Origin of the sequence: Exiguobacterium sp. s56, from assembly GCF_018618255.1 — a bacterium.
GTDB lineage: Bacteria > Bacillota > Bacilli > Exiguobacteriales > Exiguobacteriaceae > Exiguobacterium > Exiguobacterium chiriqhucha.
Genome location: NZ_JACSLR010000008.1, coordinates 107,357 through 120,168, shown reverse-complemented (window position 1 = coordinate 120,168; position 12,812 = coordinate 107,357). Strand labels below are relative to the sequence as shown.

The following is a 12,812-nucleotide window of genomic DNA, read 5'->3' as shown; positions in this document are numbered from 1 at the left end:
ATAAAAAGGAGAAGAGGCCACCTGGCGCGAACGAGTCGCGCCAGGTGGCCTCTTTCTTATAAATCTACTGAGTTATGTCCCAGCCTCTTGCGTATTCGATTCGATCGTTATTTTTTGATGACGACCGTGTTCGCGGATGCGCCTTTCGTGTAGCTGATCCGTTTCACATTCTCTGCGCCACGGATTTCAGCCAAGTTCGTTCCATCGACAATTACTTCTTTGACCGTGGCGCCGTCGAAGTCGATGATGGCACCGGCTTCTTTCGGTTTCACTTGAACGACGATGTTTTTAAGCGGGTCACCTGTCAATTCTGTGTAGGCGCCGCGTACGAAGATGCCGTTCTTGAAGTTCGTGCCTTTGCCGATCGTCACGCCGATGAAGTCATCTTGGAGGACGAGGCGTGCAGCCTTGTGGTTCTCGACCGTGTAACGCGTCAATTCCACTTCTGGCTCCGGAGTGAGGTCGATTTGTGCGAGGACCGGATCGTGGTCACTGGCGCGACCCGACATTTCCGTGAAGTCAGCGTTGACGTGAATCATATCAATTTCGGTCGTCGCCGCTAAACGGTTTGACACGAGGATATGGTCGAGCACTTGCGAGTTCCCTTGATAGACGTACGAGTAACGGTCGACAGCTGGGACTTTCTCGACCATGTTCGTCATCAAGTCGCCTTTGAAGATTTGCATCGCATCCGAGAATTCGAAGTCGTTGAAGTCACCGAGGGCGACGACGTTCGCGTCAGGGTTGTCCGTTTTCACGTCAGCGACGAAGTCATGGACGATTTGAGCGATTTGTTTCCGTTGGACTTCACTGCCGAGCACGACCGGCTGTTTCGAGCCGAAGAAACCAGTGTCGCCACCTTTCGAGTTCCAGTGGTTGGCGATGACGACGACGTTCTCGCCTTGGAAGTCGAACTGGGCCGCGAGCGGTTTACGTGAGCTGTTGAACGCCGGGTTGAGCGGGTCGATCCGGCCCGGGTTGTGCGTCAACTTGCCATTTTCATAACCGACAGCCGTCGTCGCGTCACCGGCAGGGATGCCTTCTGTGAGCGAGACACGTTCCGGGTCATACAAGAAGCCGACGCGGATGTTGGCGTTCGGTGCGCCGCCGTCTTTATTGTACTCAGGGTCGATGTTGACGTACTTGTACGACTTGCCGCCGATTGAGACGATATTGTCAATCAAGCGTTGGTAGCTTTGGTCGGCCGCAGAATCGCCTGTGCCTTCCCCGTTGTTATCTTGAACTTCGGTCACACCGATGATATCCGGGCTGTTCAATTCCTCGACGAACGCTTTCGCGAGTTTGAGGGCTTTCTCATCTGACGTCTCTTTGACGTTGTTCGAGAAGTTCTCGAGGTTGTAAGAGGCGATCGTCAATTTGTCCTCTTCAGCTTCGATGAACGTCGTCTCACGCTTGGCGTCACCTTTGATGAAGGCAGCCTTCATCTCATCAAGACCTGCTTGAATCTTATAGTTGCCGTACGAGTATCCAACGACACCGACGATCGGGCCATTGAAGCGGTCACCGGTCGCGACATCGAAATCACGAGCGTCGGCATTCGGTTCGAGACGGAATTGAATCCGTTCCGGGTTGGCATCATCTTTTTTCAACAGAATACCACCGTTGAACGTCTCGGTCGGTGTTGCTTCGAACACGGTCACGAGGTCGCCGTTCTGTTGCGGTGATACCGATTTGAGGTTGCCCGTCTCGACGCGCATCCCTTCAAGGCTCTCCCAGAAGTCGATGGCATCTTTTTCCGGATTGAAGACGGCGAGGGCATCGCTGTCGATGAACTCGGTCGGCAAGTTCGACGCGTCGATTTTCACCGGCGTCGGGAGTGTGACACCGCTCTTGACGACGTTGACACTTCCGTTGCGTGTATCGATTTGCGTCATCTTCATATCCGTCTGTTGACGGTCGCTGTAGCCTTCGATGGCGTACTCGCTGACGAGACCTTTCACGTTGACAAGGTCACCGACTTGGATGCCCGCGATCGAACGGCCACCATACAAGATGATCCCTTCTGACGTGCGTGCATCTTGGTCGGCTTCCATGTCAGGCGTTTGGATATAGTAATACGTCGTACCCATCGAGACGAACGAGTACGTGACGACGCCTTCGACGCCTTCAACAGTCTGTCCGTTCATCGGTGACGTGTGGCTTGCGCCTTGGATGTCATGGATGCGGATTTTGTCCGTGATTTTATAGTCGAACGTCGTCACGGCGCTGAACGCATCACCCGATTTGACGGCAACTTTGAGCGTTTTCGTCTCCTCGATGCGGACTGGTGACGTATAAAGGGTACCGTTCACTTTCGGGTCCGACCCGTCGAGCGTGTAATAGATGTCAGCGCCCGCTGTCGTCGTCGAAAGTGTCACGTCTTGTGGACCGACGAACGTGCCCGCACCTGGCTTCGCTGTCGCCGGACGGAGTACCGATGCGTCGATGACTGTGTCAGATACGTCGCGCGGAATGATTTGATACGTATTATCGAACTGTTGCACGATACCCGTGATCGACGAGTAGTTGACGTCCGTCTGTAAATCGAGAATGCCACGCTCATCACGCACGACGAACTCTTTCGTTCCATCCGTCGCCGTCAAGTTTTGCCCGCTACCTGAGAGGGTGACGTTATTGACGGTGACGAGTTCAGACTCGACGTCCTCATTGATTTGTTCGCCAGTGAGGACTTGCGCAGCTGGGACGCTCGCCGCTTGTTTTGACACGACGACGGCGCTGTTCAATTGAAGCAATTCACGATACGAACCGATGGCACCCGTGACGACGACTTCATCACCGACGTTGACGGCAAGTGACGTCGGACGGACCGAGAGTCCGCCTGTCGCATCTTGAATCGAAATCGTGTTGGCCAGTTTCGCCGTGACGACTCCTTTAATCGTGACCGTTTCACCTTCGGCTTTCGTACGGGCGTCACTGATTGAAATCGGAGTGACCGGCGCCGGTGGTTCTACCGTACCGCCATCGCCGTAGTCGACGCCTTGGAACGTGTGTGATCCGAGGTTCGTGAACGTATCGATTGGTTGTGTGTTCCATTCAGTGGCCGGGTCGAACGCATCCGCGCCGTTCGCATCCCCTGTCGTGACCGTATCTTTCCGAACCAACGACTGGTCAGCCGTGGCGACCGTCGTTCCCCATTTCGTACCCGGATCGAATCCGACTTGACCGAAGACGTCGAGCACCGTGTCCCCTTTTTTCAAGACGAGCGTGTCGTCGCCGTTAAAGTTCGTCACACCGCTTGTCGTGTTCGACTTCGCTTTCAAGGCATCACTCGCGCTGGCGTTGACGATGACATACGTGCCACCTGGCTCGAGCGTACCTGTCAAGTTGAGGGTCGTGCCTGGAGCCGTACCGCCGTTTGAATACAGTTCAAGTTTATAGGCCGAGAGGTCGATGGCCGCATTCGTTCCATTGAACAGTTCAATCGCTTTATTGTTGCTCGAGCCTTCAACGTATTCCGAGATGAACAGGTCTGAAGCGTTCAGCGTCTCTGCGTGTACGTTTGCCGCGATTGGCGTCATGCTGCTGACGATGAGTCCGGCTGATAAGGCGAGTCCGGTCATTTGTTTGAATGAACGTGCTTGTGGTTTCCCCATGTGTTAGTCTCCCTTTGATTATGTAGATAACCGATACGATGTCCCAGTTCGTGTGGTCACTTGCTTGAGCGGATGCCCCCTTTAGGCCAAAACGAAATGATAGCGCTTACATTACTCGACTTGACGTAAGGAAGTTGCGTTCGTACTCCCTCCATCGATTGACGGATTTCACTATCATTTACCAACTTTTCAACTACATGTTAAACATAACCAAGCAGACGTCAGAACTCAATCCACTTATTGCGAAGTTCATATTACAGTTTGATTACAGACTTGAAGAGAACTGAGCAAGTAGGCAATCGGGTTGACGGGACGCCCCCCAACTCTTACAATTCATTAATACAATTAAGTGTATCGGTTAACTGTGGATTAAATGGGGAGGAAACGAATGACGACAATTACTTATCCGGTCATCCCGGGAGCGGGCGCGTTTTATTATGAAGGAAATGATATCGGCATCTTGTTATGCCATGGCTTTAACGGGACGCCTCAAAGTGTGCGTGACGTCGGAATCGCCTTGATGGAGAAAGGATTCACCGTCTTCGCACCGCGGCTCAAAGGACATGGGACGGATCCGGAAGAGTTTCGGCAATCGACACGCCGCTGCTGGTATGAGTCGATGGAAGCCGGTATCCGTCTCTTGCGTGAGCGATGTCGACACGTCATCGTTGTCGGGCAGTCAATGGGCGGGACGCTGGCGATGAAGGCCGCTTTGGCCGGACAGGCCGATGCGATCGTCACCATCAATGCGGCGTTGTCCGTGCCAGGCTATGCCTGTCACGCCACGGACGATGTCTGTCGTTTCATTGATGAAGACGAACCGGATATCTGTGCACCAGGCGTGTACGAGATTGTCTACGACAAAGTGCCGACGTCAGCCATTCGAGAATTACTCGCGCTCATCGAGGAAGTGCGACCGATGGCGGCCGAGGTGACCGTACCGACGTGCGTCATCCATTCGGCCATCGATAATGTCGTGCCGCCCGAGGACTCGATGTGGTTGTACGAGACTGTTCAAGCTCCAAAGCAACGAGAGGTGCTCGAACAGTCGTACCATGTGGCGACGATGGACCATGACCGGGAGCGGTTAGCGGACGTCATCGGCGCATTCTGTGAACAAGTTGCGACAGCCCCGAAAATGTAGTCTCCGGACTACATTTTTTATATCTCATTATTTGCAAACGCTTGCACAAGTGCTATTCTAGGATTAGATTCATCCTAAAACAGGTATTGCTGTTCAAGTATATAAAATATAAATGATGAGATGTAGGAGGCAAGCGGCGTATGGAGTCAATGGTCAGCAGAGAACAAGTGGCGAAAAAAACGGTTACCCGCACGTGGTGGAAAGAAGCAATCGCGTATCAGATTTACCCGCGTAGCTTTAAAGATTCGAACGGAGACGGGATTGGGGATCTCCGCGGTATCATTGACAAGCTGGATTACTTAGAAGACCTGGGGATCGATGTGATTTGGATTTGTCCGATGTATAAGTCCCCGAACGATGATAACGGATATGATATCTCGGACTATCAAGACATCATGCAAGAGTTTGGGACGATGGAAGACTTTGACGCCTTGCTCAAGGCCGTCCATGCCCGTGGAATGAAATTACTGTTAGACCTTGTCGTCAACCATACCTCTGACGAGCATCCATGGTTCGTCGAATCAAAAAGTTCGAGACACGACCCGAAGCGGGACTGGTACATCTGGCGTGACGGAACGGATGAGGCACCTCCGAACAACTGGGCGAGTATCTTTGGGGGCTCGGCGTGGGAATACGATGAGACGACCAAGCAATACTATTTGCACGTCTTCTCTAAAAAACAGCCAGATTTGAACTGGGAAAACAAAGACGTACGTGATGCCGTCTACGATATGATCAACTGGTGGCTCGACAAAGGAATCGATGGTTTCCGAGTCGACGCGATCAGCCACATCAAGAAGATGCCAACTGAGACGATGTTGCCGTCTCCAGACGGCAAATCGTACGTCACGGCGTTCTCGATGTATTCGAATATCGACGGCATCCACGATTATCTTCAAGAGATGAAACAAGCGACGTTCGCCAATTACGACATCATGACGGTCGGCGAAACGAACGGGATTGAACCGCAAGCGGCCGACTTATGGATGGGGCCGGACAACGGGGCGATGAACATGGCATTCCATTTCGACCACGTCGACATCATGCGCAAGTCACGCCTGGCACCGCTCGATGTCGTCGAATTGAAACGAATCTTTGACAAGTGGCAACAAGGCCTGCTCGAGACGGGATGGAACGCTCTCTATATCGAGAATCACGACATGGTGCGCGCCGTCTCGCTCGTCGGGGATGAGAACCATTACTGGCGCGAAAGCGCGACCGCCCTCGGCATGATGTATTTCTTCATGCACGGGACACCGTTCATCTATCAAGGACAGGAAATTGGCATGAAGAACGTGCCGTTGCCATCGATTCATGACTATGACGACGTGGCGACGAAAAATGAATACTTCGAACGGATCGCCAACGGAATGAGTGAAAACGATTCGATGCAACAAGTGTGGGGGACGTCACGCGATAACGTCCGCACCCCGATTCAATGGGATGCGTCACCGCACGCTGGTTTCTCGACGGCGACGCCATGGATGCCGATCCATGAGGAGTATGAGACGCTCAACGTCGACGCTCAATCGAAGGATGCCCATTCGATTCTGTCGTTCTATAAGGCGATGATCCGTCTCCGTCGGACGGAAGACACGTTCACATACGGCAGTTACCGCGATTTGTTGCCAGAACATCTGCAAGTTTTCGCCTATGAGCGCACGTTCGAACAACAGACGTTTTATGTCATCGTCAACTTGACGGCGAACCCTGCCGAGACGACGCTGCCTGGTCTCGACAAGGCGACGCTCGTATTGACGAACGAGATGGACCCTGAGACGATCGAGACGGACACGTTTATGCTGCGGCCGTTCGAAGCAAGACTATATCGTTGCTCATAAAACCGAAAGCATTTTTCTGCTTATGACAGAAGAATGCTTTTTTGTCATTAATGGAAAGTATTAGGTAGTGATATGTTTGAAAATAAAAGAGAATAAAAATTAAAAATGTCATTAAAAGGAAAATTATTTACTTTAAAAGTCACTGAATGAATGTGAAAAAAATATGAAAAATTCACGTTTCTTCTTAATAGATTCAGTTGAATCTAAAAAAGGCAAGTATCGAGACGTGAAAGTCTCTATAAATTGCTTTATACTTAGAATTAACAAAGAATCGTCCTGGCAATAAAAATATTTTACTCGGTTTCGTTTGTTGATAAAACGAAGGGAATCAGACACTAAAAAGCTACCTACTCCTACAAAAGGAATCAACAATCATAATTGTAAATATTTTACTTTTTAGGGGCGGTTAAGAAGCAAAGGAGGGAACACATTGTCTGTATTGCACTGGGTGATCTTATCCCCATTTCTATTCGGGCTCATCATACCGTTGTTGTTTAAGTATGTACCAAAAATCCATGTGGGTTGGTTTGTCTGGCTGTTGCCGACGGCACTCTTCATTTACTTCATGAATCGATTACCGGCAATCTCATCTGGAGAAGTCGTCAGTGAGAGCGTCAGCTGGATTCCTGAGTTAGGGATTGAATTTACAGCGTATTTAGACGGTTTGAGCATGTTGTTCGTGTTGTTGATTACGGGAATCGGATCGCTCGTCGTCCTGTACTCCATTTTCTACTTGTCGAAACAAGAGCGACTCGGTAACTTCTACCTCTATTTGATGCTCTTCATGGGAGCGATGCTCGGTGTCGTCTTATCGGATAACTTGATCGTCCTTTATGTGTTTTGGGAAGTGACGAGCATCGCATCGGCGCTATTGATCAGTTACTGGTTCCACAAGGACAAGTCGACGAAAGGTGCTCAAAAGTCGATGTTGATCACCGTAGCGGGCGGATTGGCCATGCTCGGAGGATTCATTTTACTGTTCCAAATGACAGGTACGTTCAGCATCCGTGAAATTATCGCGAACGTCGATGCCGTTCAAGCAAGTCCGCTCTTCATTCCAGCGATGCTCTTAATCTTGCTCGGCGCATTCACGAAGTCGGCGCAGTTCCCGTTCCACATCTGGTTGCCGGACGCGATGGAGGCACCAACGCCGGTCAGCGCCTATCTTCACTCGGCAACGATGGTCAAAGCAGGAATCTATCTCGTCGCCCGGATGACGCCAGTGTTCGGCGGTTCGAACGTCTGGTTTTGGACGCTCTCGCTCGTCGGACTCTTTACACTGTTATGGGGCTCGATCTCAGCTGTCCGTCAAAAGGATTTAAAAGGGATTCTCGCCTTCTCGACGGTCAGCCAACTCGGGCTCATCATGTCGCTCCTCGGCGTCGGCTCGGCTGCGCTCACGGACGGGGCAGACGACCCGATGTATACACAAGCGATTCTCGTCGCAGTCTTCCACTTGTTCAACCACGCGACGTTTAAAGGGGCGCTGTTCATGGCGGTCGGTATTATCGACCACGAGACCGGGACACGCGACATTCGAAAGCTCGGTGGATTGATGACAGTGATGCCGATCACCTTCACAGTCTCGCTCATCGGTCTCGCTTCGATGGCAGGACTTCCACCGTTCAACGGTTTCTTGAGTAAAGAAAAGTTCTTCACGGCGATGCTCAGCGTTCGTGACTTCGAGGCGTTTGATGTCGGTTCGTTTGGGATAATGTTCCCGATCATCGCCTGGATCGCGAGTATCTTCACGTTCCTCTACAGTTTGATTATGTTCTTCCGCACGTTCCGTGGGAAGTTTGAACCGAGTAACTATGAGCGGACCGTGCACGAGGCACCACTCGGGATGTTGATTAGTCCAATCATTCTCGTCGTCCTCGTGATCGTCTTCGGTTTGTTCCCGAACTTGTTGTCGTACTCGATCATTGAGCCGGCTAAACAAGCCATCTTACCGACTTACTTGCCGGAAGGGGAACAGTTCGTCGTCAACATTAAACTATGGCATGGCATTAACACAGAGCTTTTGATGACGCTTGGTGTCGTCTTGGTTGCTTCTCTGTTGTTCTATGTGATGGGGCGTTGGACGAAACTCGCGATCTATAACCGCGAGCGTGACCCGCTCAACTGGCTCTACGACAATGCGCTTACAGGACTCACATCCGGCTCGCAGTGGATCACGCGTCTCCAAATGACAGGGCGGTTGCGGGATTACTTCGCCTATATCTTCACGTTCATGTTGCTTCTCGTCGGGTATACGTTCTGGCGCTTCGACGCATTCGCCATCGATACGTCGAACACGAGCGTGATTGAGCCGTTCATGTGGATTTTGATTCCACTGCTCATGGCGGCAGTGATTAGCATCCCGTTCTTGAATCATCGAATCACCGCGGTCATCGTCGTCGGGGTCGTCGGTTTCTTGCTAGCACTTTTGCTCATCGTGTTCCGGGCGCCAGACCTCGCGCTCACAAAGTTGCTCGTTGAGACGGTCACCCTCGTCATCTTCATGCTCGCGTTCTATCACTTGCCAGAGTTGCGCAAAGAAAAGTTCACACCGCGCTTGAACATTAGTAACATGCTCATCTCGGTGAGTGTCGGTGTCATGATGACGCTCGTCGCTTTCAGTTCGATGGCGCTTGGTAATTCGTCAGGGTACGTTTCGATTTCTGAGTATTTCCTAGAAAATGCAAAAGAGCTCGCTGGAGGCTATAACGTCGTCAACGTCATTCTCGTCGACTTCCGAGGTCTCGATACACTACTTGAGGTACTCGTACTCGCCGTGGCCGCGCTTGGAGTCGTCACATTGATTAAACTGCGCTTGAAAGGAGGAGAAGATGTATGAATAAGCAAGTGAAACCGAATAACTTGATGCTTCGCAACGTTACTCGAGTGGTCACATTCATCTTGTTTACGTTCTCGATTTACTTGTTCTTCGCCGGGCATAATAATCCCGGTGGAGGCTTTATTGGTGGATTGATGACGGCAAGCGCACTTCTCCTTCTCTATTTAGGATTTAGCATGAGACGGATTAAAAAGGCTGTGCCTTTTGATTTCACGACGATCATTGCTGTCGGTTTGCTAGTCGCGCTAGCGACGAGTGTGTCGAGCATGTTTTTCGGCCATCCGTTTTTGAGCCAGTTTTATGAGTACGTGCAGTTGCCTGTACTCGGGGAGACGGGGGTAGCGACTTCGCTACCGTTTGATTTAGGTATTTATTTAGTCGTCGTTGGTATGGCATTAACGATTATTTTAGCGATTGCGGAGGATGATGCGTAATGGAGATACTCATGTCAATTACGGTTGGTGTCCTCTTTATGATCGGCACTTACCTGTTACTGTCGAAAAGTTTATTACGAATTGTACTCGCCCTCATCATATTGTCGCATGGCGCACACTTCTTGCTTCTGACGATGGGCGGGCTACAAACGGGCGGTCCACCGCTCTTGAATTTGAACGTGGAGACGTTCACCGATCCTTTGCCACAAGCGTTGGTGCTAACGGCAATCGTGATTAGTTTTGGAATGACGTCCTTTTTACTTGTCCTGTCTTATCGGACATACAAAGTGTTTCGGACAGACGACTTAGATCAGTTAAGGGGGTCGCCTGATGAGTAATCTACTCGTACTTCCATTTCTTATCCCGTTTGTGATGGGAGCGGTCATGATTCTGTTTTCTAAGAACATCGGTCTACAGCGCGTTTTGAGTGGACTGACCGCCCTGTCCATGCTCGGCGTCGCCATCTACTTGGTTCGCGTCGTCATGACAGAAGGGATTGTCGTGTTAGAAGTTGGTGATTGGTCCGCACCGTTTGGAATCGTCCTTGTCGCTGATTTGTTTGCGGTGACGATGGTGCTCATGTCGGCTATCGTCGGTCTCCTCTGTCTCTTGTTCGCGTTTCGGACAATCGCGCCGGAACGTGAGAAATTCTTCTTCTACCCGTTTTACTTTTTCCTATTAACGGGTGTGAACGGAGCGTTCTTGACGGGAGACATCTTCAACTTGTTTGTCTTCTTCGAAGTCATGCTGATCTCGTCTTACGTCTTGATTGTGATGGGCGGGACGAAGTACCAGTTACGTGAATCTCTCAAATACGTCGTCATGAATATCTTCGCGTCCATCTTGTTCGTCGCGACAATGGCCTTCACCTATGCCGTGACGGGTACGCTGAATATGGCGCAACTCGCTGAGCGCGTGGCTGAGCTCGAACAAGTCGGGGTGTTGAATGTGATTGCGATGTTTTACTTCATCGTCTTCGGGATGAAAGGCGCGCTCTTCCCCCTCTACTTCTGGTTACCGCGTTCATACTTCGGGCCACCCGCAGCGGTCGCCGCATTGTTCGGCGGACTGTTGACGAAGGTTGGGATTTACGCGATTATCCGGACGTTCACGCTCATCTTCCCGCACAATCAAGAGTTCACCCAACCAATCCTCATCTGGGTCGGGGCCATCACGATTGTCATCGGCGGTCTCGGAGCGGTCTCGAACTTCGACTTCAAGCGGATCTTGTCGTACCATATCGTATCGCAGGTCGGTTATATGGTCATCGGTCTCGGGCTATACACGAGCCTTGCGATTGCTGCGGCGATTTACTATATCGTCCACAATATCATCGTGAAGACGGCACTTTTCCTGTACGCAGGGACGGCGCAGCGGATTACGGGTACGACCGATTTGAAGCAAATGGGTGGATTGTTGAAGACGCACCCGCTCCTCGGGTGGATGTTCTTCATCACCGGAATCGCCATTGCGGGAATACCGCCGTTCAGTGGGTTCATCAGCAAGTTGTCACTCATCGTTTCTAGTTTTGAGACAGAGCAATATCTCGTCGGCGGGATTGCACTCGCCGTCGGGATGCTGACGCTCTTCTCGATGATCAAGATTTTCATGTACGTGTTCTGGGGTGAGCAAAAGCACACGACAGCCCAAGGGAAGACGAAAGTCGGAGCGTTGTTGCTCCCGGCCGTCCCGCTCGTCATTTTGACGACGGTGCTCGGGATTGCGGCGCAACCGATCCTCTCGTTCTTCCTTGATGCATCAAATCAGTTGTTGGACCCGTCGATTTATATTGATTCGGTCTTGAGAGGAGGGGGAGCATGACGTTTCAAATCGTATTGAACACGGCCATCGCCATTTTGTGGGCGGTGCTTTGGAACAGTTATACCGGAGTCGATTTCCTGCTCGGTTATCTCGTCGGGGTTTTCATCTTATATGTCCTCCGGCACTTCCTCCACTTTGATTTTTATATGCGCCGGGTGATTGCCGCATTTAAACTACTCGCCCTGTTCATTAAAGAGTTGATTCTATCCAATATCGACGTCGTGAAAGTGTTGCTCAGTCCAAAGTTTGAGATTGAGCCTGGGATTATTGAAGTGTCGACAGAACTAAAGAGTGGCTGGGAGCTGACACTGCTCGTTTCCCTCATCAGTTTGACACCTGGTACGATTGTCATGGACTTTTCGGAAGACAATAAATCGCTCTTTGTCCATTCGATCCATGTACCGGATAAAGAAGAGATGATCCGAGAAATCCATGAAACGTTTGAAAAAGCCATCATGGAGGTGACACATTGATGTTTAACGTGTTGCTCATGATCTCGTTGATCCTCATGTCATTCGCGCTCGTTATTTCGTTTGCTCGAATCATCAAGGGACCATCCCTTCCAGATCGCATCGTCGCCCTCGATTCGATTGGGATCACCTTGATTGGGATGATTGGGATTCTAATGATTCTCCAAAAGACGATTGCATACGCGGAAGTCATTTTGATGATTGGTATTTTGGCGTTTGTCGGGACGATTGCCTTATCGAAATTCATAGAGAGGGGGAATATCTTTGACCGCGATTGAATGGTTGATTGCGATTTTATGTTTGATTGGCGGCTTTCTCAGCTTCATGGGCGGAATCGGACTTATTCGTTTCCCGGACGTGTACGGTAGGACCCATGCGGCTGCGAAAAGTGCAACGCTCGGTGTCATGACCGTCATGACGGGGACATTCCTCTACTTTTTGGTTATAGAAGGCATGTTCTCCGGGAAGATTTTATTGACGATTTTGTTCGTCTTTTTGACGGCGCCGCTTGCTGCACTCATGATGTCTCGGGCAGCCTATTTAACCGGAGTTCCGTTGTCTGAACTTACGACGCAAGATGATTTGAAGAAAAAGTACCCCGATGCCCAAAAAGATGTAAAGTAGACCTTGTCAGAAACCGAATTGCTGA

10 protein-coding genes are annotated in these 12,812 nt (G+C 50.8%); 9 read left to right on the top strand and 1 reads right to left on the bottom strand.

The features are described from left to right. Positions 1-107: 107 nt before the first annotated feature. On the bottom strand, positions 108-3,614 hold the full coding sequence (locus KNP71_RS09415; protein ID WP_214756455.1) for a chitobiase/beta-hexosaminidase C-terminal domain-containing protein: 3,507 nt from the start codon (positions 3,612-3,614) through the stop codon (positions 108-110). 388 nt (positions 3,615-4,002) lie between these two features. Here KNP71_RS09415 and KNP71_RS09410 point away from each other — a divergent pair, with 388 nt between their 5' ends. The 9 genes from KNP71_RS09410 (at position 4,003) to mnhG (ending at position 12,787) form a co-directional block, all read left to right on the top strand. Then, positions 4,003-4,758, top strand: a complete 756-nt coding sequence (locus KNP71_RS09410) for an alpha/beta hydrolase (protein ID WP_021067946.1) — start codon at positions 4,003-4,005, stop codon at positions 4,756-4,758. 140 nt (positions 4,759-4,898) lie between these two features. Beyond that, on the top strand, positions 4,899-6,599 hold the full coding sequence (locus tag KNP71_RS09405) for a glycoside hydrolase family 13 protein (protein WP_131471974.1): 1,701 nt from the start codon (positions 4,899-4,901) through the stop codon (positions 6,597-6,599). A gap of 430 nt (positions 6,600-7,029) precedes the next feature. Beyond that, complete coding sequence (locus KNP71_RS09400; protein ID WP_131471972.1) at positions 7,030-9,438, top strand: Na+/H+ antiporter subunit A; 2,409 nt, start codon at positions 7,030-7,032, stop codon at positions 9,436-9,438. Further along, positions 9,435-9,872: a Na(+)/H(+) antiporter subunit B gene (locus tag KNP71_RS09395; RefSeq protein WP_214756454.1), complete on the top strand. Its 438-nt coding sequence runs from the start codon at positions 9,435-9,437 to the stop codon at positions 9,870-9,872. The genes KNP71_RS09400 and KNP71_RS09395 overlap by 4 nt, the downstream gene beginning before the upstream one ends. Continuing rightward, the gene (locus KNP71_RS09390) at positions 9,872-10,210 is read left to right on the top strand and encodes a Na(+)/H(+) antiporter subunit C (protein WP_131471970.1); all 339 of its coding nucleotides are present in this window, start codon (positions 9,872-9,874) and stop codon (positions 10,208-10,210) included. The genes KNP71_RS09395 and KNP71_RS09390 overlap by 1 nt, the downstream gene beginning before the upstream one ends. Next, positions 10,203-11,693, top strand: coding sequence for a Na+/H+ antiporter subunit D (locus KNP71_RS09385; protein ID WP_131471968.1), 1,491 nt, complete (start codon positions 10,203-10,205; stop codon positions 11,691-11,693). Before KNP71_RS09390 ends, KNP71_RS09385 begins: the two co-directional genes overlap by 8 nt. After that, positions 11,690-12,166: a Na+/H+ antiporter subunit E gene (locus tag KNP71_RS09380; RefSeq protein WP_131471966.1), complete on the top strand. Its 477-nt coding sequence runs from the start codon at positions 11,690-11,692 to the stop codon at positions 12,164-12,166. The genes KNP71_RS09385 and KNP71_RS09380 overlap by 4 nt, the downstream gene beginning before the upstream one ends. Next, positions 12,166-12,441, top strand: a complete 276-nt coding sequence (locus tag KNP71_RS09375) for a Na(+)/H(+) antiporter subunit F1 (RefSeq protein WP_131471963.1) — start codon at positions 12,166-12,168, stop codon at positions 12,439-12,441. The genes KNP71_RS09380 and KNP71_RS09375 overlap by 1 nt, the downstream gene beginning before the upstream one ends. Next, positions 12,428-12,787 carry a monovalent cation/H(+) antiporter subunit G gene (gene mnhG, locus KNP71_RS09370; RefSeq protein WP_131471961.1) on the top strand — a complete coding sequence of 120 codons (360 nt, stop codon included), beginning with the start codon at positions 12,428-12,430 and terminating at the stop codon, positions 12,785-12,787. The genes KNP71_RS09375 and mnhG overlap by 14 nt, the downstream gene beginning before the upstream one ends. Positions 12,788-12,812 lie beyond the last annotated feature (25 nt).

What these genes read in the sequence shown, in the direction of transcription:
- KNP71_RS09380 (WP_131471966.1), top strand. Translation starts at nt 11,690, where the DNA reads ATGACGTTTCAAATCGTATTGAACACGGCCATCGCCATTTTGTGGGCG.
- KNP71_RS09395 (WP_214756454.1), top strand. Translation starts at nt 9,435, where the DNA reads ATGAATAAGCAAGTGAAACCGAATAACTTGATGCTTCGCAACGTTACT.
- KNP71_RS09415 (WP_214756455.1), bottom strand. Translation starts at nt 3,614, where the DNA reads ATGGGGAAACCACAAGCACGTTCATTCAAACAAATGACCGGACTCGCC.
- KNP71_RS09385 (WP_131471968.1), top strand. Translation starts at nt 10,203, where the DNA reads ATGAGTAATCTACTCGTACTTCCATTTCTTATCCCGTTTGTGATGGGA.
- KNP71_RS09375 (WP_131471963.1), top strand. Translation starts at nt 12,166, where the DNA reads ATGTTTAACGTGTTGCTCATGATCTCGTTGATCCTCATGTCATTCGCG.
- KNP71_RS09410 (WP_021067946.1), top strand. Translation starts at nt 4,003, where the DNA reads ATGACGACAATTACTTATCCGGTCATCCCGGGAGCGGGCGCGTTTTAT.
- KNP71_RS09405 (WP_131471974.1), top strand. Translation starts at nt 4,899, where the DNA reads ATGGAGTCAATGGTCAGCAGAGAACAAGTGGCGAAAAAAACGGTTACC.
- KNP71_RS09390 (WP_131471970.1), top strand. Translation starts at nt 9,872, where the DNA reads ATGGAGATACTCATGTCAATTACGGTTGGTGTCCTCTTTATGATCGGC.